This window comes from Streptomyces sp. NPDC006372 (assembly GCF_040612515.1).
GTDB lineage: Bacteria > Actinomycetota > Actinomycetes > Streptomycetales > Streptomycetaceae > Streptomyces.
Map to the genome: position 1 here is coordinate 1 of NZ_JBEXQJ010000032.1, position 19,615 is coordinate 19,615.

The window sequence follows — 19,615 nt, forward strand, 5'->3', positions numbered from 1 at the left end:
CCGAGGACGGACACCCCCCGGCGCGGCCCCGACCCACCGCACCCCGGAAGGCGCTACGCGCACCCCCACCGAAGCAGCACAGGCCGCCGCAGGCACAGAAATGGCCCTGCCCACCCGGGCAGGGCCACCTCCACACACCTACGGCATCAGCGCCGAGCCACACCCTCAGCCCGAGCCGCCGCCGCCACAGCCGCCGTCACGGCCGGCGCGACCCGCTCGTCGAACGGCGACGGGATGACGTAGTCGGCCGCGAGGTCGTCCCCGACCACGGACGCCAGCGCCTCCGCGGCGGCCAGCTTCATCCCCTCCGTGATCCGCGACGCCCGCACCTGCAGCGCCCCCGCGAAGATCCCCGGAAACGCCAGCACGTTGTTGATCTGGTTCGGGAAGTCCGACCGCCCGGTGGCGACGACGGCCGCGTACTTGTGCGCGACCTCGGGGTGCACCTCAGGATTGGGGTTCGCCATGGCGAAGACGAACGCCCCCTTGGCCATGGACGCGACCGCGTCCTCCGGCACCGTCCCGCCGGACACCCCGATGAACACATCGGCCCCGGCCAGCGCCGCCTCCAGGGACCCGGTGATCCCCGCCTTGTTCGTGAACCCGGCCAGCTCCCGCTTCACCGGCGTGAGGTCGTCCCGGCCCGCCGACACGACACCCTTGCGGTCGGCCACCGCGACATCCCCGATCCCGGCCTCGACCAGCATCTTCGCGATGGCGACACCGGCCGCGCCAGCGCCGGAGATGACGGCCCGCAGCTCCCCCAGCGCCCGCCCGCTCAGCCGCGCGGCGTTCCGGAGGGCGGCCAGCGTCACGACCGCCGTACCGTGCTGGTCGTCGTGGAAGACCGGGATGTCCAGCCGCTCCTGCAGCTTCCGCTCGATCTCGAAGCACCGCGGCGCCGAGATGTCCTCCAGGTTGACCCCACCGAACGACGGCGCGAGCCGCACCACCGTCTCGATGATCTCGTCGACGTCCGTGCAGTTCAGCGCGATCGGAACCGCGTCCACACCGCCGAACTGCTTGAACAGAATCGCCTTGCCCTCCATCACCGGGAGGGAGGCCTCGGGCCCGATGTCACCGAGGCCCAGCACGGCCGTGCCGTCCGTCACGACGGCCACGACCGATGACTTCCACGTGTAGTCGTACACGAGCTCCGGCTGCTCCGCGATCGCGCTGCACACCTTCGCGACGCCGGGCGTGTACGCCAGGGACAGGTCGTCCTTGTCACGGACCGGCACGGTGGCCTGCACAGCCATTTTGCCGCCGCGGTGCAGCGCGAACGCCGGATCGAAGGAGTCGAGGGGCTCCGCACCGCCCTCGCCGTCCGTATGGTCCGTCGTGCTCTCGCTGCGAGGATTGACGATCTCCGCTGCCACTTCGTTTTACCCCTTAGATCTGCATTGGTTCGAGGGTTGCCACTCCTGGTGAGGGGTGGGCGGGACCGCGTAAGGCCCTGATGGTGCTGTGTACGGGATACGTACGGGCACATACGCGACGGGCGCGCCGCACACGCGCCCTGAGCCCCGGATGAGGGGTGTAAACATCCTTCTTACCGGACGGACCGAGCGAACGACGAGTCCATAACGCGAAGGTCACATGCCGGTGCCCTGACTCTTCGTCCAATTTCAGGACAAGACCTGGACAAACCATCGACAACCACTCAAGCGGCCGCAAAGCATCCGGCGCCCGTCTCGAAATCCCGGGATTAACCGAAGATCTTCCGGCCGGAAGGAAGCATTCCTATAGAAGGTCCGGCCGTGATGTACCGGAGTGGTGCGGTTCGGGGATCGCCCGTTATCCGATTTTGACATGGCTGGCCCCCAGAATGGCGCAGTCCGAATGGCAAGATGCCGTAATCACACGAGGTCGCGACAGTCGAAGACGCGTGCCCCGTCGACCCACGGCACTGCCGGCCCCATCGGCAGCGCCCAGCCCCATCGGCAACTCCACCCATCCGCCGGAGGAACCCACCATGACCGCAAGCTCCACCCGTCGTACGACCGCCGCGCACTCCCGGCTAGCAGCGGTCGGTGCGATCGCGGTCGCAGGCGCGCTGATACTCACCGGATGCGGTGACCAGACCAAGGACAGCGGCTCGGACAGCGGCAGCTCGACCTCGGCACCGCTCGCCGACAAGCTGCCGAAGTCGATCCGCGACAAGGGCGTCATCAAGGTCGGCTCCGACATCGCGTACGCCCCGGTCGAGTTCAAGGACAACTCGGGCAAGACGGTCGGCATCGACCCGGACCTCGCCGCCGCCATGGGCAAGCAGCTCGGGGTCGACTTCCAGTTCGAGAACGGCACCTTCGACACGCTGATCACGGGTCTGCGCTCCAAGCGGTACGACATCGCCATGTCCGCGATGACCGACACCAAGGACCGCCAGGAGGGCATCGACTCCGACACCGGCAAGAAGGTCGGCGAGGGCGTCGACTTCGTCGACTACTTCACGGCCGGTGTGTCGATCTACACCAAGAAGGGTGATGACCAGGGCATCAAGACCTGGTCCGACCTGTGCGGCAAGAAGATCGTGCTGCAGCGCGGCACGGTCTCCGAGGACCTCGCCAAGGCCGAGGCCAAGAAGTGCCCGGCGGGCAAGAAGATCGCCATCGAGCCCTTCGACAACGACCAGCAGGCCCAGACCCGTCTGCGCGCGGGCGGCGCGGCCGCCGGCTCGTCCGACTTCCCGGTCGCCGCGTACGCCGTGAAGACCTCCGGTGGCGGCAAGGACTTCCAGCTGGTCGGCGAGCAGGTCGAGGCCGCCCCGTACGGCATCGCGGTCGCCAAGAACCAGACGCAGCTCCGTGACGCCCTGAAGGCCGCGCTGGACGCCGTCATCAAGAGCGGTGAGTACGAGAAGATCATGAAGAAGTGGGGCGTCACGGACGGCTCCGTGCAGGAAGCCACCATCAACGGCGGCAAGTGACCGCGCCCTAGCGGCACTGAAAGGCAACACCCGTGACTGTTGACATCGACAAGACGTCGGGCCCGGCCGGCACACCCCCGACCGGACCGGAGGCCATCAAGGCCATCCCGGTCCGGCACTACGGGCGGTACGTCTCCGCCGTCGTCACGCTCGCCCTGCTGGGCGGCATCGTCTACGCGTTCTCCCAAGGCAAGATCAACTGGGGCGCGATCCCGGACTACTTCTTCGACGACCGCATCCTGAACGGCGTCGGCAAGACGCTCCTGCTGACCGTCCTGTCCATGGCGATCGGCATCGTCGGCGGCGTCCTGCTGGCCGTGATGCGCCTGTCGAAGAACCCGGTGACCTCCTCGATCGCCTGGTTCTACATCTGGTTCTTCCGCGGCACCCCGGTCCTGGTGCAGCTGATCGTCTGGTTCAACCTGGGCCTGGTCTTCGAGTACATCAACCTCGGGCCGCTCTACAAGGACGAGTGGTCGGACTTCATGACCCCGTTCCTGACGGCGCTGCTGGGCCTCGGGCTGAACGAGGCCGCGTACATGGCGGAGATCTGCCGGGCCGGTCTGCTCTCGGTCGACGAGGGCCAGACCGAGGCGTCGCACGCGCTCGGCATGAGCCACGCCAAGACGCTGCGCCGGATCGTGATCCCGCAGGCGATGCGTGTCATCGTGCCGCCGACGGGCAACGAGGTCATCAACATGCTGAAGACGACCTCGCTGGTCTCGGTCGTCCAGTATCCCGAGCTGCTCCGCGCGGCCCAGGACATCGGCCAGACCTCCGGCGCCCCCGCCGAGATGCTCTTCCTGGCGGCGGCCTGGTACCTGCTGCTGACCTCGGTCTTCAGCGTCGGCCAGTACTACCTGGAGCGGTACTACGCGCGTGGCTCGAGCCGGTCGCTCCCGGCCACGCCGTTCCAGAAGATCAAGGCGAACCTGCTGTCCCTGTCCAACCGCTCCGCGTCGACGGGAGGCACCGCATGAACGCCATGGTCAAGGCCGAGGGCGTCCACAAGTCCTTCGGCCCCGTAGAGGTCCTCAAGGGCATCGACCTGGAGGTGAAGTCCGGCGAGGTGTTCTGCCTCATCGGCCCCTCCGGCTCCGGCAAGTCGACGTTCCTGAGGTGCATCAACCACCTGGAGAAGATCAACGCAGGCCGTCTGTACGTGGACGGCGAGCTGGTGGGCTACCGGCAGAAGGGCGACAAGCTCTACGAGCTCAAGGACAGCGAGGTCGCCCTCAAGCGCCGGGACATCGGCATGGTCTTCCAGCGCTTCAACCTGTTCCCGCACATGACGGCCGTCGAGAACGTCATGGAGGCACCGGTCCAGGTCAAGGGCGTCGGCAAGGGCCAGGCCCGCGCGCGTGCCCAGGAGCTCCTGGACCGGGTGGGCCTGGCGGACAAGGCGGGCAACTACCCCTCGCAGCTCTCCGGCGGCCAGCAGCAGCGGGTCGCCATCGCGCGGGCCCTCGCCATGGACCCGAAGCTGATGCTGTTCGACGAGCCGACCTCGGCGCTCGACCCGGAGCTGGTCGGTGACGTCCTGGACGTCATGCGCGACCTGGCCGAGTCCGGTATGACGATGGTCGTCGTCACCCACGAGATGGGCTTCGCCCGGGAGGTGGGCGACAGCCTGGTCTTCATGGACGGCGGTGTGGTGGTCGAATCCGGTCACCCGCGCGAGGTGCTGACGAACCCGCAGCACGAGCGGACGAAGTCGTTCCTGTCCAAGGTGCTCTGACCCGTCCGAGGTTCTCTGACGGCGCACACGGCGGAAGGGGCGGTACGGGCACTCCGTACCGCCCCTTCCGCCGTCCTACTTCAGAGCCAGCAGGAGGGTGTCCGAGGGCGAGCACCACACCGGCCTGGCCTCCGCGAACCCCTTGTCGCGCAGCACGCGCGCGTGCCACGCCACCGACGGCATGTCACCGTCGGCGTGCTCGCCGTAGATCTCGTAGCGCCGGGCCGTGGGCTCCGCGAGGACCGGGTCCTCGGCGGCGAGCCGCCACCACTCGGACCAGTCGAGGGCGCCGTCCCGCTTGGCCTGATCCATACGGGCGTGGCGCAGGGCGCGCTCCGCCGCGTTGATCCGCGGCGTCGTCTCGTCGATCATGTGGTCCGCGTTCATGAAGACGCCGCCGTCGCGGACGAGTCCCGCGAGCCGGCCGTAGAGGTCCGCGAGGGGTTCCCGGTGCAGCCAGTGCAGGGCCGTCGCGGTCAGGACGGCGTCGTACGAGTCGTACGGCAGCTTCGCCGGCCAGTCGGGGTCCTTGAGGTCGGCCGTGACGAAGCCGACCCGGTCGTCGCCCGCGAAGGTGCCCCGCGCGATGGCGAGGAGGGCCGGGTCGAGGTCGACGCCGGTGCTGGTGGCGTCCGGGAACCGGGCGAGCAGCCGGGCCGTGATGCTGCCCGTGCCGCAGGCGAGGTCGAGGACGCGCGGGGCGGTGCCCACGAGGGCCTCGACCATGTCCAGCATGATGCGGAACCGCTCCTCGCGGTCGGGCATGTACCACTCCTGCTGGCGGTCCCAGCTCCTCTGCCAGGCGTGCCAGTCGGTGGTGGCCGTAGTGGTGTCCGCGTCCGTCATCGAGCCCCTCCCTCGTAATACCCTGTAAGCACGATCAGCTGTTACAACCGCGCTCACGACCATATAGCCCCTCTGTAAGGACTACAAGTGGAACTGGCCTATTACTCGGACTACGCCGTGCGTCTCGTCAACACCGAGGAACCGGCCCGGGGCAAGGACACGCTGACGTCGGTCGAGGCCGTCCGCGAGCTGTTCGGCGCCAACCAGTCGGCGGCCCGGCGCACCACCGACGCGGACGTCACACGCTTCCGCTCGGTCCGGGCCCGGCTGCGCGCGGTCTTCGAGGCGGCCGACGCGGGCGACGAGACGCTCGCCGTCGACCTGCTGAACTCACTGCTGCTGGAGTTCCCGGTGAGCCCGCAGATCTCCGGGCACGACTTCCGTGACGACGACGGCCGCCCCCTGTGGCACATGCACCTGGCCGACCACCCGTCCAACGCGACGGCGGGCTACGCGGCGATCGCGGCGATGGGCCTGGCGTTCCACCTGACCGAGTACGGCGTGGACCGGCTCGGCCTGTGCGAGGCCGCGCCCTGCCGCAACGCCTACCTCGACACCTCCACCAACCGCTCCCGGCGCTACTGTTCCGACCGCTGCGCGACCCGCGCCAACGTGGCGGCCTACCGCGCCCGCAAGCGCCTGGAGGCGGCCCGGCCCGACAGCACCGGCCTGGCGGCGGACAGCACCCAGCCCAGCAGCGCCCAGGGCGAACGGCGACCGGGCCTGAGCGGCCGGTAGCGGAACCGGACCCTCCCCAGCACCAGATCGTCGGGCACGACGCCGTAGTCGGTGCTGTCGCCGCCCGCGTACGCGTTGTCCCCGAGCACCCACCAGCCGGTCCCGCGCCGCTCGGCGATCCGCTTCACGACCAGGAGGTCCTGCTGGAAGGGGTGCCGCAGCACGACGACCTGGCCCGGCTTGACCCGGACCCCGTAGTGCACCAGGAGCCGGTCCCCGTGGTACAGCGTGGGCACCATGGACGGCCCGGTCACCTCGGCCACCCCGAAGGGCGGGGCCGGCCTCCCCCGCTCGGACTCCTGCGACAGCTCCGGCATCACCCGGCACCTCCCCGGTTCTTCCTCCACCAGTCTCAGTCTCACCCCGGACTTTTGTCCTAAGCCCAAGGGGGCACTCGCGAAAACCCCTCCTCCACGGAGTAATGTCCCCTGTGAGAAGACGATCACGAGGAAGGAATGCTCCATGCTTTCCCGCCTGTTTGCCCCCAAGGTCAAGGTCAGTGCGCACTGCGACCTTCCCTGCGGTGTGTACGACCCTGCCCAGGCCCGCATCGAGGCGGAGTCGGTCAAGGCTGTCCAGGAGAAGATGGCCGGCAACGACGACCCGCACTTCCAGGCGCGCGCCACCGTCATCAAGGAGCAGCGTGCCGAGCTCGCGAAGCACCACGTCTCGGTGCTCTGGAGCGACTACTTCAAGCCCCCGCACTTCGAGAAGTACCCGGAGCTGCACCAGCTGGTCAACGACACCCTGAAGGCCCTCTCGGCCGCCAAGGGGTCCACCGACCCGGCGACCGGCCAGAAGGCGCTGGACTACATCGCCCAGATCGACAAGATCTTCTGGGAGACCAAGAAGGCCTGAAGTTCATGGCCTCGCGAAGGGGCCCGGCCGGGCAGTCCCGGTCGGGCCCCTTCGTCGTGGGTGGCGGTCAGTGGGGCCAAGGCACGATCAGGTAGATCCCGTACGCCACCACGGCCGCGCAGGCGAGGAAGCACAGGGCGGCCTGGGCGAGGCCGACGGCGGACGCGCCGCCCCGGGGGACAGGGGCGGAGGTGTCCGCATGGGGTGCGCGGGCGCCTGCCGGCCGGGCGAGGCCGAGGACGCCGAGCGCGAAGACGACGACCACGGCGACGGTGGCGCCGACGCTCACCGCGGTGACCTCGCCGAGCGCGGTCCAGTTCAGCTGCATGCCGAGTCCCTCTCGTTCAGGCGGCCGCGCCGACCTTGGCCGGCGGCTCGGTGCGGATGGTGACCTGCTGCGCGTCGTTGACGTTGTGCGCGTCCACCGGGTTACGGCGCGAGACGGCCACGATGCCGGCGGCGAGGGCCACGCCGACCAGGGCGACGACCGCCGTACCGAGGTCACCGCCGCCCTGTACGACGCTCGCGGCCAGACCGCCCACCAGCGCGGCGGCGGGCAGTGTGATCAGCCACGCGGCCGCCATCCGCCCCGCGACGCCCCAGCGGACCTCCGCGAGCCTGCGGCCGAGGCCCGCGCCGAGGATGCTGCCCGAGGCGATCTGGGTGGTGGACAGGGCGAAGCCGAGGTGCGCGGAGGTCAGGATGACGGTGGTGGAGGCGGTCTCGGCGGCGAAGCCCTGCGGGGACTGGATCTCGGTGAGGCCCTTGCCCATGGTGCGGATGATCCGCCAGCCCCCGAGATACGTGCCGAGGCCGATGGCGAGGCCCGCCGACGCGATGACCCACAGGGGCGGGTCGGCGTGGTGGCCGAGCGCGCCGGCCGAGATCAGGGTGAGGGTGATCACGCCCATGGTCTTCTGGGCGTCGTTCGTGCCGTGGGCGAGGGAGACCAGTGAGGCGGAGGCGATCTGGCCGATGCGGAAGCCCTTGGTGACCGTGTCCTGGCGGGCGCGGTCGGTGAGCCGGTAGGCGAGGTAGGTGGCCAGCAGCGCGGCGACACCGGCCACGACCGGCGAGGCCACCGCCGGCACCAGCACCTTCTCGACGACCTTGCCGAAGTCGACCCCCTGGCTGCCCGCACCGACCCACACGGCACCGATCAGCCCGCCGAACAGGGCGTGCGAGGAACTCGACGGCAGTCCGACCAGCCAGGTGAGCAAATTCCACAGGATCGCCCCGACCAGGCCCGCGAAGATCATCCCCGGGGTGACGAGGGTGTCGTCCACGATGCCGCCCGAGATGGTCCTGGCGACCTCGGTGGACAGAAAGGCACCGGCGACGTTGAGGACACCGCTGATCAGGACCGCTGTACGGGGTGCGAGCGCACCGGTGGCGATGGATGTGGCCATCGCGTTCGCCGTGTCGTGGAATCCGTTGGTGAAGTCGAAGGCGAGTGCCGTGACGATGACGACCGCCACGAGGAACGTGATGTGGTCCATTCCTGAATGCAAACAAGGGCAGGCCAATAGCCGGGGAACGGCGAGGCAAGTGCTGGTCAAGGTTCACGCGGGTGGCCGTGACCGGTCCCTCTACGATCGCGGGCATGAGAATCCGCTGGACGTATGCCTTCCTCGACCGGCCGCACGGGGTTTTCGGTGCGGCGTGTGACTTCTGGACGGCGGTCACGGACACCCGGCTCTCCGAACTCCGCGGGCAGCACTCCGGGTTCGTCACCCTGCTCCCCGACGGCGCCGACGCCTCCGTGAAGGTGCAGGCGGTGTGGTCCGGGACCGGCGGCGCGCACCTGGACTTCTGCGTGGACGACGTGGCGGAGTTCGCCGCCTCGGCGGTGCGGCTCGGCGCGAGCGTGGTGGAGGACCTCGGGTCGCTCGTCGGGCTGCGGTCGCCCGGCGGGCAGTTGTTCTGCGGGGACCCCTGGCGTGGACAGTCGTCGCGCCCGGGCGTGGTGCGGGGCACCAGGCTTGACCAGGTGTGCGTGGACGTCCCGCCGTCGGTGTACGACGCCGAAGTCGCCTTCTGGAGCGGGCTGCTGGACGGCTGGCACTCGCGGCCCGGAGCCCTGCCGGAGTTCCAGGTGGTCGAGCCGCCGCCCGGACTGCCGGTCCGCGTGCTTCTGCAACGCCTCGACGAGGAGCGCCCGGCCTCCGCCCACCTCGACCTCGCCTGCGCGGACCGGGCGGCGACGCGGGCACGGCACGAGGAACTCGGGGCCGCGTTCGTGGCCGATTTCTCCGGCTGGACGGTGATGCGCGACCCGGCGGGCGGCACCTACTGCCTGACCGACCGGAGCCCGGAGACGGGCGGGCTGCGCGGCTAGGTGTGCTGTGCTCTCCTGGGACAGCGCTCCTAGTCCACGGTGTCCACGGTCGCGTACGCGCACAAGACCGCGTCCACGCCCTCGGGCGTCGGGCAGGGCGGCAGGCTCGGTGTCTCGTGGGGGTTCGTCTCCTCCCAGACGTACGGGCCTCTTGGCTCCGTCGAGTCCTGCATCCACAGAGTCAGCCCGCCCGCGACGGCCACCGCTGCCGCCCACACGATCACGGCCCATCGCCAGACCCTGCGACGCCGCTCCCCCGTCATGCCCATGCCTCCTACGCTATCCCCCCTCACGCCCCAATCGGGCGGCCCGAGCCCGGAGATGGCGCTGCCCGGGCAGGCGCAGGGTCCGTGCGGCCGCCGACTCGTAGGCGTCACGAGCGGCTTGGGCTTCGCGCCCCAGGAGGTGTCCTCGTACGGCGTTCAGAAGGTGGCCGGTGAACTCGTCGGCCGGGTCGTCCGGTTGGGTCAGACCTGCGCTCGGCTTCGGGTGCGTTCTTCACCGGCACGTTTGTCGGTGCCGGCCGGTCCTCAGATGTCCCCGGAGCCGCCCATGATCGGACGGATCACGACCGGGTGGTTGGGGGCGCCGGCCGGCTGAGGGCAGCGGGAGACGCGGTCGGCGATCTCGGTGACCCGCTCCAGGCTCTCGCACTCCAGGACCCAGTAGCCGGCCGGCAGCTCCTTGGTCTCGCCGTACGGCCCGTCCGTGATCACGGCCGTGCCGTCGTCGCCCAGGGTGACGTGCCGGGTCTGCGCCGGCTCGGCCAGGCCCTGCCCGTCGACGAGCTCACCGGTCTCGGAGAGGTCGTCGTTGATGGCGCCCATGTAGGCGAACATGGCCTGCAGCTCCTCGTCGCTCCAGGCCGGGGAGTCCGCCGACGCCTTGCCGCGCATGGCCTCGTAGTCCGCCTGCGTGCCCTGCACCATGACCAGGTACTTCATCAGTCCGCTCCTTCGGCTCGGACCGCCCGGTCGGGCGGCTCTTCACAGGGGATGTCGGAGCCGGGCCGGGATCTCGACACGGGCTCAGGGGTTTCCGCGACGGTTTCTCCAGCGGCCTCTTCGGACGGGGCCGCCACGTGGGGCGCGGCGTCCTCGGCGTGCCGGGTGTGCTCCTCGGGTCGGATGGGCTCCTCGGGTCGGATGGGCTCCTCGGGTCGGATGGGCTCCCCGGGCCGCGTCTCCTCACCGGCGCGGCCATCCTCGGCGTGCTCCGCCTCGTATGCCGAGCAGTCGGGGTTGCGGCAGGGGCCCGCCACCCACCGCGGGACCCAGGTGCCCAGCGTCTTGTGGCGCCGGACGACCGTTTGCACGGACTGTCCGCAGGCCGGACAGACGTGTCCTTCGCTGCCCATGTCCTCAGACTAGGACGCTCGGGGGCTCAGCGCTTCCTGCCGTACGTGCGCACCAGCGCCCCGTTGCCGAACGTGCGCACCGACTCCAGGGTGAATTCCGAGATCGCGAATCCGGAGCCGAACATCGGCATGCCCGCGCCGTACACGAGCGGGTACGTCTTGATGACGAGCTCGTCGATCTCGTCGAACAGTTCGCCCGCGAGCTGCGAGCCGCCGCACAGGTAGATGCCGAAGTCGCCGTCCTCGGCCTTCAGTTCCCGGACCTTTCCGACCAGGTCGTCGGCGACGATCTCGACGTTCGGGTCGGGTGACGCCCCGAGGCTCCGGGAGGCGACGTACTCGCGCAGATGGGCGTAGGGGCTGGTGATCCCTTCCTTCAGGGCGAGGTCGTAGCTGCCTCGGCCCTGGATGACGGTGTCGAACCGCTTGTTCGGCAGGTCGTCGATGCCGAGGGCCCGGCGGCCGTGGGTCGCGACGGTCTCCGGGTATTCCGCCTTGAGGAAGGCGAGGTACTCCCCGTCGACGAAACGGAGCATCGACGTGGCGTCGCCGCCAGGGTCCCCGATGAAGCCGTCGATCGAACAGGCGATGAAGTACGTGAGCTTTCGCAAGCCGGTCTCTTTTCGTAGGCTGCCGCTTGAACGACTTCAGTTGTAGTACTTCGGCTGTAGTGGTTGCAAGGGAATATCCATGAGCCGTCGAAAGTGGGAGAAGGGACTCCACATGGTCAGCAACCCCGGGCGCCGGGCCGCCCTCGTCGACGCCGGTGTCGAGGTGCTCGCGCGCGAGGGGGCGCGCGGGCTGACGTTCCGCGCGGTGGACGCGGAGGCCGGCGTGCCCGTGGGCACCGCCTCCAACTACTTCACGGGACGCGCCGATCTGCTGCGCCAGATCGACACCCGGGTGCACGTACGGCTCGCGCCCGACCCCGACGTGGTCGCCGAGTTGATGACCCGGCCCAGGGACCGCTCACTGGTCACGGCCTTCATGAACGACCTCATGGCCCGCGCGACCCGCGACCGCACCGGCTATCTGGCCCTCATGGAGCTGCGCCTTGAGGCCACCCGGCGCCCCGAACTGCTCTCCTCCTACACGACGTCGGTACGCGGTGACCTGGAGGAGGCCATGGCATTCCACCGGACGGCCGGGCTGCCCGGCGGCGACGAGTCCGTCGCCGTGCTGTACCTGGCCATGCTGGGGCTGCTGCTGGAGCACCTGACACTGCCGGGCGTTCTGGAGGGCGTGCTGCCCGGGGTGAGCGTGCCGGACGGGCTGGTGGAGCGGATCGTGGCGACGGTGCTGCCGGAGGGCCCGGAGGAGGGGGCCGGGGCGGATTAGGCCTTGCGGGGGCGGGGCTCGCGCCACATCGGCCACATGGCCGGGCCACCCTCCGGGAGGTCCAGGACCGGGCCGCTCGGCTCGAAGCCGAGGCGCTCGTACAGCTCGCGGCTGCGGGCGTTGCTCGCCTCCAGATAGGCGGGCAGCCCCTCGCGGTCGCACCGGTCGAGGACCGACTCGATGAGTGCGGTGCCGAGGCCCTCACCCTGACGGCCCGGTGCCACACCGATCATCCACAGGTACTCATGGGCCCGCCCGGAGGGGTGGACCGCCGCTGTCAGCCGGCCGATCTGCTCGATGCGCTCGTTGTCCGGGTCGACGGCCTCCCTCACCTGAGCAGGACCGTCGTCCTCTCCCCCGCCCTCGCCCTCGCCCTCGCCGTCATGGTCGTCGGCCGGCACGGACATCCACAGCGCGCAGGCCGAGCCGTCCTCGGTGACGTCGATGCGGCCGGCGGCGAGCACGATGTCGGTGAACGCGGCCATGAGTCCGGGGTGGTTGGCACGGCGGTCCTCGGCGCCCGGGAAGATCCAGCCGCTCACAGGGTCGTTCTGGAACGCCTCGTCCAGCAACCGGACGACCAGCTCCCGGTCCCCCTTGTCCGCCGCCCGGATCGCCACACCCATGTCCCGCCCCTTCGCTCGTCCCGACGGGCGTTGATCGTAGGGCGATCGGGACTGGTGCCGGAGACCTGGGCCGGAGCTTGGCGGGATTTCGCCGAACGGCTGTCCAAAGCGCCGGGTCGTCGTTGCCACGCCGACAGGGGCCCACGGGGCGGCGGTGAGTCAACTCCTGCGGCGGTACGGCGGTAGGGAGGCGGGCCCCGCACACCGTGGGGCAGTGCGGGACCCGCCTGACCGGAAGCCCGGGCCGTGCGGGGTCAGGAGCCGCACGGCCCCGGTACTCCGGGGTCTCTTGTCCTCCGGGTATCCGAAGGGCCATCAGGTGGTGCCGACAACCGATCTCTGTTGACTGTGCTGACCGGCCGCAGGTTGCCGGCGGTCGGTCGTGGTCCTGAGTTCGTCGGGGTGGGTCGGGGTCGGGTTGGTAAGTCGTGGTGATGGGTCGTGGGTCGTCAACTGCTGCGCCGTGTCACGAACTCGGCGAGGGCCAGCAGTCCGCCCGCCGCCTCCGGGTCCGGTACCGCGCGCGCCAGTTGCTGCATCGCGCGGGCCATCCGGTCGGCCGCCTGCTCCTGGGCCCAGTCACGGCCGCCCGCGCGCTCCACGGTCTGGGCTATGTGGTCGAGGTCCTCCTTCTCGCTGGGGCGTGCGTACAGTTCGGCGAGTTCGTCCGCCGCCGGCGTGCCGGACGCGAAGGCCGCCACGACCGGCAGGGACTTCTTGCGTGCGGCCAGGTCCGCGCCGACGGGCTTGCCGGTGCGACGCGGGTCACCCCATATGCCGATGACGTCGTCGATGAGCTGGAAGGCGAGCCCGGCCTCCCGGCCGAACGCGTCGAGTGCCGCCACGTCCGCGTCCCCGGCCCCCGCGTAGAGCCCGCCGATCGCGCAGGCGCTGCCCAGCAGCGCGCCCGTCTTGGCCTCCGCCATGGCGAGCACCTCGTCGAGCGTGACCTCGGCGGGGACGCGCCGCTCCAGGGCCGTGTCCGCGTGCTGCCCGGCGCACAGTTCGACCACGCAGTCGGCGAGCAGGCCGGCGGCTGCCGGGGCCGCCGGATGCGGGTCCTGCGCGAGCAGCCGCAGGGCCAGCGCCTGGAGGGTGTCCCCGGCGAGGATCGCGTCGGCGTCACCGAACAGCGTCCATGCGGTGGGCCGGTGCCGGCGGGTGGCGTCCCGGTCCATCACATCGTCGTGCAGCAGCGTGAAGTTGTGGACCAACTCCACCGCTGCGGCCGCCCGGACCGCCCCCGTTCGCGCCTCGGGTCCGCCGAGGGCCGCCGCCGCGGCGAGGACGAGCGCGGGCCGGATCGCCTTGCCCGCCGCGCCGCCCTCGGCCGGAGTGCCGTCGGCGCGCTCCCACCCGAAGTGGTACAGCGCGACGCGGCGCATCGGTGCCGGCAGGGAGCCGAGCGCGGCCTGCAGGACCGGGTCGACCTCCGTCCGGGCCCGCTCGAGGAGCATGACCGCCTCGTGCCCCTCGGCCGGTGCCGGCCGGCTGTCCCGCTGTGTTCCGATGGATCCCCGCCCTTCCGGCGCCCCGGTTCCGAGCCGGGGCTCGGTGCCGCCCTGTCCGCGGGGTATGGGCAGCGTCGGCTCTGTCCTGAACTCCGTGAGGGATTCACCCATGGGACCGCCTCGGAGGGTGAGTGGACGGGGGCGCGTCCGCTGCCGCTGGGCGCGTGCCCCGAGGGTGTACCCGCCCGGACGCGCGGGGACACCGCCGACGTAGGGGAAGCGTCACCGCCAGCGGCCGATCTCGACGTTCTCCAGGACACCGAGCGCGTCCGGTACCAGGACCGCGGCCGAGTGGTAGGCCGTGACCAGGTACTTGATGATGGCCTGTTCGTTGATGCCCATGAAGCGCACCGACAGGCTCGGCTCGATCTCGTCCGGGATGCCGCTGGCCCGCAGACCGATGACGCCCTGGTCGCTCTCGCCGGTACGCATGGCGATGATCGACGTCGTACGCTCCGGGGTCACCGGGATCTTGTTGCACGGGAAGATCGGCACACCGCGCCAGGTGGGGATGCGGTTGCCGGCCATGTCGATGGTCTCGGGGACGAGCCCGCGCTTGTTGAGTTCACGGCCGAACGCGGCGATCGCACGCGGGTGGGCGAGGAGCAGTTTGGTGCCGCGGCGCCTGCTCAGCAGCTCGTCCATGTCGTCCGGGCTGGGCACGCCGTCGTGCGGCTGGATGCGCTGGTCGTACTCGCAGTTGTGCAGGAGACCGAAGTCGCGGTTGTTGATGAGCTCGTGCTCCTGGCGCTCCTTCAGCGCCTCTACCGTCAGCCGGATCTGCTGCTCGGTCTGGTTCATGGGCTGGTTGTAGAGGTCGGCCACACGCGTGTGGATGCGCAGGACGGTCTGGGCGACGCTCAGTTCGTACTCACGGGGCCTGGCCTCGTAGTCGACGAAGGTGTGCGGGATGTCCGGCTCGCCGGAGTGGCCGGAGGAGAGGTCGATCTCCTTCTCGCCGTACTTGTTGGAGCGCTGCTCGGGGATCGAGCGGTGCTGCTGGAGGTGCTCGCGCAGCGAGTCGGAGCGCTCCGCCACCTGCTCGAAGTCCTGGCGGGGCAGGACGAGCACGGTGCACGCGGTGAGCGCGCGGGCCGTGTACTCCCAGATGGCGTCCTCGTCGAGCAGTGCCTGGTCGCCGAAGTAGGCGCCGTCGGCGAGGACTCCGAGGGACTCGTCCTCCCCGTACGGACCCGTGCCGAGCTTCTCCACCCTTCCGTGCGCCAGCAGGTACACCTCGTCGGACGGGCTGCCGAACGAGGCGATCACCTCGCCCGCCGCGACCTCACGCTGCTCGCAGCGCCGGGCCAGTTCGTAGAGCACCTCGTCGTCCTCGTACGCCCGCAGGGCCGGCAGTTCGCCCAGCTCCGCGGGGATGATCTCGACGCGGTCGCCGGTCTTCACGAACGTGATCCGGCCGTCGCCCACGGCGTAGGTCAGCCGCCGGTTCACCCGGTACGTGCCTCCCTGAATGTCCACCCAGGGCAGCATGCGCAGCAGCCAGCGGGAACTGATCTCCTGCATCTGCGGCACGGACTTGGTCGTGGTGGCCAGGTTCCGCGCGGCTGCCGTGCCGAGACTCTGCTGCGGCCTGGTCTCCTCCGTACGGACCTCTTCGCCTACCGACATAGACAACTGCCCTCCCGGTTGTGCCCGACGCCCATGCGCCTCGGGCATCGATGTGCACGCCCAAGCCTTCCTGACGCAGCGTCGCGGTGCTATTACACGAACGAGCGGGAATGGATCTTTGTATGAGTGGGCAGAGGGTGGCGCATTCCGGCGTTCGGTGATGACCGGCGGCCAGGTCGGGGACAGGTGGCGACAACCCGTTCGAACGTGTCGGTTATGCCTCTGGGGGCCTGGCCGGGCCGGCCCTAGCGTGGTGATCCGTCCCTCACCTCCAGGAAAAGGCCTGCTCATGCAGTACGTCGCGCCGATCGGCATCGGCATCCTCTACGCCCTGTTGATGTCCCTCGTCCGCGAACCGCACCGGCGGCGGCTGAACGCGGTCATGGTCGCAGGCGCCGGAGCCGCGTACCTCAGCGGCGGCGGTATGGGCGGCTGGGAGTTCCCCTTCACCGCGCTGCTCGCCTACGTGGCCTTCCGTGGCCTGGAGTCGTGGACGTGGATCGGCGTCGGCTGGCTCCTGCACACGGCCTGGGACATCGTCCACCACATCAAGGGCGCCCCCATCATCCCGTTCGCCCACACCTCCTCCCTGGGCTGTGCGCTATGCGATCCGGTGATCGCGATCTGGTGCCTGCGGGGCGGGCCGTCACTGATAGAACTCGTCCGCGATCGCCGGCAGGGCGAACGCCCCTCACCCACGCCGACGGTGGATTGAGACGGGGCGGGGCCGAGGGTCGAGCGATCCCGCCCCGGGTGACAATGGCGGGGTGACCAGCACCGACGACCCCGACGCGTCCCGCCTCGGAACCCTGTGCCCCCGGCTGCCCTCGCCGGTGCAGGAGCTCGTGGACGGGCGGTTCGAGCGTCGGGGCGTCCGGCTCCTGCTGAAGCGCGACGATCTGATACACCCGGAGCTGATCGGCAACAAGTGGCGCAAGCTTGCGCCGAATCTCGCGGCGGCGGACGGTCGTGCCGTCGTCACCTTCGGAGGGGCCTACTCCAACCACCTGCGGGCCACGGCCGCGGCCGGCCGGCTGCTCGGCATCCCCACGGTCGGTGTCGTACGGGGTGAGGAACTGGCCGACCGGCCCCTCAATCCGTCGCTGGCGCGCTGCACGGCCGACGGCATGCGGCTGCACTTCCTGGACAGGGCGGCCTACCGCCGCAAGTCCGAGCCGCGGACCCTGGCCGCCATCCTGCGGGCGGCGGACGCCGAGGACGCGTACCTGGTCCCCGAAGGCGGCAGCAACGCCGAGGCCGTACGCGGCTGCCAGGCGCTCGGTACCGAGTTGAGCGACCGGGCCGACGTCGTCGCCGTGGCCTGCGGCACCGGTGGGACGCTGGCGGGACTGGCCGCCGGTCTCGCCCCGGGCCGGCGCGCCCTGGGCATACCGGTGCTCCGGGGCGGCTTCCTGACCGCCGACGTCAGGAGGCTGCAGCAGCAGGCCTTCGGCGGTCCGCGCGGCGCCTGGGACCTGGACGACCGCTTCCACTTCGGGGGCTACGCGCGCGTGCCCGAGGAGCTCGACGCCTTCGCCACGGACTTCGAACACCGGCACGGGCTGCCCGTCGAACGTCTGTATGTCGCCAAGCTGCTGTACGGACTGGTCACGCTGGCCGGCGAAGACGCCTTTCCCCGTGGGACGACGGTGGCGGCCGTGATCACCGGCCGCCCCTTCCCGTGACGCCGGGAGACCTCCGTTCTCATACCGGACGGCTGCCTGCCTGTTGGTGAGGCCCGGCGGTCCGCCTTGCCGGCGCCCTGGCCATCTGCCTCAGGTGACGGCGGGCGTCTGAGGGCCGGCCCCTCCGGGCACGACCGTTCGCCGCTCGATCACCATGTTCCCTCGGCGGGCCACCGGGGTCGTCCGGACCATCGGCCCTTACGACCGTCCCGCACCGCGATTCGCCATGCTCGCTTCCCACCGCTCAGGGCAACCCGCCCTCCCGGTGGCCCCCAGCCGCCCGTCTTCGGTCTCGCCCGGCAGCTTCCCTCCCCGCATCGTCCGGCAGCCCGGCTTCGGTGAGGCCCGGCAGCACCCTTCCCAGCCCGCCCGGCAGATCCCTACACCGCCTCCCGGAACGCCGCCGCCTCCTCCAGGTCCAGCCTCCGCAGCAGCGTCCGCAGCATCTCGTCGTCGATGTACCGGGCGTCCCTGAGCCTGACGAACACCTCACGCTCGACGCTGATCATCTCCCGCGCCAGCCGCCGGTACGTGTCGTCGACGGTCTCCCCCGTGACCGGGTTGGCCTGCCCGAGCCGCTCCCAGACGGCGTTGCGGCGGCGCTCCAGGACCATGCGCAGCCGGTCGGCGAGCGGTGCGGGCAGGGCGTTGCGCTCGTCGTTCAGGAGTTCGTCGAGACGCCGCTCGGCGGACCGGGAGGCCTGCGCCTGGGCGTTGGCCTCGGCAAGCGTCTCGGCCTGCGTGTCCCGCCCGGGGATCTTCAGCATGCGGATCAGCGGGGGCAGCGTCAGGCCCTGGACGACGAGCGTCCCGATGACCGTCGTGAAGGTCAGGAAGAGGATGAGGTTGCGGTGCGGGAAGGGTTCCTCGCCACCGTGCAGGGTGAGCGGGATGGAGAAGGCGATGGCCAGCGAGACCACGCCCCGCATGCCGGCCCAGGCTATGACGAACGGTCCCCTCCAGGTCGGGTTCTGCTCCCGCTCCCGGATCCGGGCCGACAGCAGGCGCGGCAGGAAGGTCGCCGGGTACACCCACACGAACCGGGTCGCGACGACCACCAGGAAGACGGCGAACGCGTACCAGACGGCCACGGCACCCTCGTACTGCCCGAGGCCCCTCAGTACCACCGGCAGCTGCAGCCCGATCAGCGCGAACACGGCCGACTCCAGGACGAAGGCGACCATCTTCCACACCGCGTCCTCCTGGAGGCGGGTGGCGAAGTCGACCTCCCACGCGCGGTGTCCCAGGTAGAGCGCGACGACCACGACCGCGAGGACACCGGAGGCGTGCACCTGTTCGGCGACGGCGTACGCGACGAACGGGATCAGCAGGGAGAGCGTGTTCTGGAGCAGCGCCTCCTTCACGTGCGTGCGCAGCCAGTGGATCGGCGCCATCAGCACCAGCCCCACCACGACGCCGCCGACCGCCGCGAGCAGGAACTCGCCGATGCCTCCGGCCCAGGTCGCGCCCTCCCCCACGGCGGCCGCGAGGGCGACCCGGTAGGCGGTGATCGCGGTGGCGTCGTTCAGCAGGGACTCGCCCTGGAGGATGGTGGTGATCCGCGACGGCAGCCCGACCCGGCGTGCCACCGCGGTCGCAGCGACCGCGTCCGGCGGCGCCACCACCGCGCCGAAGACCAGGGCCGCGGTCAACGGCAGCTCCGGCACGATCAGGTACAGGGCCCAGCCGACGACGAAGGTCGCGAACAGCACGTACCCGACGGACAGCAGTGCGACCGGCCGCAGCTGCGCCCGCAGGTCGAGGTAGGAGCTGTCGGTCGCGGCCGTGTGGAGCAGCGGGGGCAGGATGAGCGGCAGGACGATGTGCGGGTCGAGGGTGTAGTCCGGCACGCCCGGGACGTAACTGACCGCCAGCCCGGCCGCCACCAGCAGCAGCGGCGCCGGCACCGGGGTGCGCCGCGCGGCCGCCGCGATCGCGGCGCTGCCCGCCACGAGCAGCAGCAGTGGCATCACGTCCATCGTTCTCGCCCGCCCTCTTTTTTCCACGCGTTCTTCCGCGCGA

Annotated in this window: 22 protein-coding genes; 9 read left to right on the plus strand and 13 right to left on the minus strand. The window is 70.5% G+C overall.

The genetic code is table 11. From position 1 onward, the window contains the following. Positions 1-146: 146 nt before the first annotated feature. Positions 147-1,379 (minus strand): NADP-dependent malic enzyme, encoded by a 1,233-nt coding sequence (locus ABZ016_RS33400; RefSeq protein WP_356920448.1) that lies wholly within the window; start codon positions 1,377-1,379, stop codon positions 147-149. Between the two features lie 596 nt (positions 1,380-1,975). Between ABZ016_RS33400 and ABZ016_RS33405 the strand changes: the two genes are divergently transcribed. Genes ABZ016_RS33405 through ABZ016_RS33415 form a run of 3 tightly spaced genes read left to right on the plus strand, consistent with a single transcriptional unit; the run spans position 1,976 to position 4,667 of the window. Beyond that, positions 1,976-2,929 (plus strand): ABC transporter substrate-binding protein, encoded by a 954-nt coding sequence (locus ABZ016_RS33405; RefSeq protein ID WP_356920449.1) that lies wholly within the window; start codon positions 1,976-1,978, stop codon positions 2,927-2,929. A 32-nt stretch (positions 2,930-2,961) separates the two neighbouring features. Continuing rightward, complete coding sequence (locus ABZ016_RS33410) at positions 2,962-3,909, plus strand: amino acid ABC transporter permease (protein ID WP_356920450.1); 948 nt, start codon at positions 2,962-2,964, stop codon at positions 3,907-3,909. After that, positions 3,906-4,667, plus strand: coding sequence for an amino acid ABC transporter ATP-binding protein (locus ABZ016_RS33415; protein ID WP_356920451.1), 762 nt, complete (start codon positions 3,906-3,908; stop codon positions 4,665-4,667). The genes ABZ016_RS33410 and ABZ016_RS33415 overlap by 4 nt, the downstream gene beginning before the upstream one ends. Positions 4,668-4,742: 75 nt before the next feature. Here the strand turns inward: ABZ016_RS33415 and ABZ016_RS33420 are convergent, their stop codons facing one another. Next, positions 4,743-5,513 carry a class I SAM-dependent methyltransferase gene (locus ABZ016_RS33420; protein ID WP_356920452.1) on the minus strand — a complete coding sequence of 257 codons (771 nt, stop codon included), beginning with the start codon at positions 5,511-5,513 and terminating at the stop codon, positions 4,743-4,745. Positions 5,514-5,600: 87 nt separating this feature from the next. On the opposite strand from ABZ016_RS33420, the gene ABZ016_RS33425 reads away from it, so the two are divergent. Beyond that, complete coding sequence (locus ABZ016_RS33425; protein ID WP_356920453.1) at positions 5,601-6,251, plus strand: CGNR zinc finger domain-containing protein; 651 nt, start codon at positions 5,601-5,603, stop codon at positions 6,249-6,251. Here the strand turns inward: ABZ016_RS33425 and sodX are convergent. Continuing rightward, complete coding sequence (sodX, locus tag ABZ016_RS33430; RefSeq protein ID WP_356920454.1) at positions 6,134-6,568, minus strand: nickel-type superoxide dismutase maturation protease; 435 nt, start codon at positions 6,566-6,568, stop codon at positions 6,134-6,136. The two genes, ABZ016_RS33425 and sodX, sit on opposite strands and share 118 nt — an antisense overlap. Positions 6,569-6,713: 145 nt before the next feature. Here sodX and sodN point away from each other — a divergent pair, with 145 nt between their 5' ends. Next, positions 6,714-7,109 (plus strand): superoxide dismutase, Ni, encoded by a 396-nt coding sequence (sodN, locus tag ABZ016_RS33435; protein ID WP_003992892.1) that lies wholly within the window; start codon positions 6,714-6,716, stop codon positions 7,107-7,109. Between the two features lie 67 nt (positions 7,110-7,176). On the opposite strand, the gene ABZ016_RS33440 is transcribed toward sodN, so the two are convergent. Beyond that, positions 7,177-7,437, minus strand: a complete 261-nt coding sequence (locus tag ABZ016_RS33440) for a hypothetical protein (RefSeq protein WP_356920455.1) — start codon at positions 7,435-7,437, stop codon at positions 7,177-7,179. 16 nt (positions 7,438-7,453) lie between these two features. After that, positions 7,454-8,608, minus strand: coding sequence for an inorganic phosphate transporter (locus tag ABZ016_RS33445; protein WP_356920456.1), 1,155 nt, complete (start codon positions 8,606-8,608; stop codon positions 7,454-7,456). Positions 8,609-8,712: 104 nt separating this feature from the next. Between ABZ016_RS33445 and ABZ016_RS33450 the strand changes: the two genes are divergently transcribed. After that, entirely contained in the window at positions 8,713-9,447 is a 735-nt protein-coding gene (locus ABZ016_RS33450) for a VOC family protein (RefSeq protein WP_356920457.1), read from the plus strand. Between the two features lie 29 nt (positions 9,448-9,476). On the opposite strand, the gene ABZ016_RS33455 is transcribed toward ABZ016_RS33450, so the two are convergent. The 4 genes from ABZ016_RS33455 to ABZ016_RS33470 all read right to left on the minus strand — a co-directional run bounded on the left by ABZ016_RS33455 (position 9,477) and on the right by ABZ016_RS33470 (position 11,415). After that, positions 9,477-9,716, minus strand: a complete 240-nt coding sequence (locus ABZ016_RS33455) for a hypothetical protein (RefSeq protein WP_356920458.1) — start codon at positions 9,714-9,716, stop codon at positions 9,477-9,479. 261 nt (positions 9,717-9,977) lie between these two features. Continuing rightward, complete coding sequence (locus ABZ016_RS33460; RefSeq protein WP_356920459.1) at positions 9,978-10,391, minus strand: YciI family protein; 414 nt, start codon at positions 10,389-10,391, stop codon at positions 9,978-9,980. Further along, entirely contained in the window at positions 10,391-10,804 is a 414-nt protein-coding gene (locus ABZ016_RS33465) for a hypothetical protein (protein WP_356920540.1), read from the minus strand. Before ABZ016_RS33465 ends, ABZ016_RS33460 begins: the two co-directional genes overlap by 1 nt. Before the next feature lie 26 nt (positions 10,805-10,830). Continuing rightward, positions 10,831-11,415: a dihydrofolate reductase family protein gene (locus tag ABZ016_RS33470; protein WP_356920460.1), complete on the minus strand. Its 585-nt coding sequence runs from the start codon at positions 11,413-11,415 to the stop codon at positions 10,831-10,833. A 112-nt stretch (positions 11,416-11,527) separates the two neighbouring features. Here ABZ016_RS33470 and ABZ016_RS33475 point away from each other — a divergent pair, with 112 nt between their 5' ends. Further along, on the plus strand, positions 11,528-12,142 hold the full coding sequence (locus ABZ016_RS33475; RefSeq protein WP_356920534.1) for a TetR family transcriptional regulator: 615 nt from the start codon (positions 11,528-11,530) through the stop codon (positions 12,140-12,142). Here ABZ016_RS33475 and ABZ016_RS33480 read toward each other — a convergent pair. The 3 genes from ABZ016_RS33480 to ABZ016_RS33490 form a co-directional block, all read right to left on the minus strand. Beyond that, on the minus strand, positions 12,139-12,768 hold the full coding sequence (locus ABZ016_RS33480) for a GNAT family N-acetyltransferase (protein WP_356920461.1): 630 nt from the start codon (positions 12,766-12,768) through the stop codon (positions 12,139-12,141). The two genes, ABZ016_RS33475 and ABZ016_RS33480, sit on opposite strands and share 4 nt — an antisense overlap. A 449-nt stretch (positions 12,769-13,217) precedes the next feature. Next, on the minus strand, positions 13,218-14,225 hold the full coding sequence (locus ABZ016_RS33485) for a family 2 encapsulin nanocompartment cargo protein polyprenyl transferase (RefSeq protein WP_356920535.1): 1,008 nt from the start codon (positions 14,223-14,225) through the stop codon (positions 13,218-13,220). Between the two features lie 276 nt (positions 14,226-14,501). After that, positions 14,502-15,908, minus strand: coding sequence for a family 2B encapsulin nanocompartment shell protein (locus ABZ016_RS33490; protein WP_356920462.1), 1,407 nt, complete (start codon positions 15,906-15,908; stop codon positions 14,502-14,504). A gap of 289 nt (positions 15,909-16,197) precedes the next feature. On the opposite strand from ABZ016_RS33490, the gene ABZ016_RS33495 reads away from it, so the two are divergent. Then, positions 16,198-16,623 (plus strand): DUF6010 family protein, encoded by a 426-nt coding sequence (locus tag ABZ016_RS33495; RefSeq protein WP_356920463.1) that lies wholly within the window; start codon positions 16,198-16,200, stop codon positions 16,621-16,623. Positions 16,624-16,675: 52 nt separating this feature from the next. Next, a complete protein-coding gene (locus ABZ016_RS33500) occupies positions 16,676-17,593 on the plus strand; it encodes a pyridoxal-phosphate dependent enzyme (protein ID WP_356920464.1) in 918 nt (305 codons plus the stop codon). Positions 17,594-17,973: 380 nt separating this feature from the next. Here ABZ016_RS33500 and ABZ016_RS33505 read toward each other — a convergent pair whose 3' ends face one another. Further along, positions 17,974-19,572: a Na+/H+ antiporter gene (locus ABZ016_RS33505; protein WP_356920465.1), complete on the minus strand. Its 1,599-nt coding sequence runs from the start codon at positions 19,570-19,572 to the stop codon at positions 17,974-17,976. Positions 19,573-19,615 lie beyond the last annotated feature (43 nt).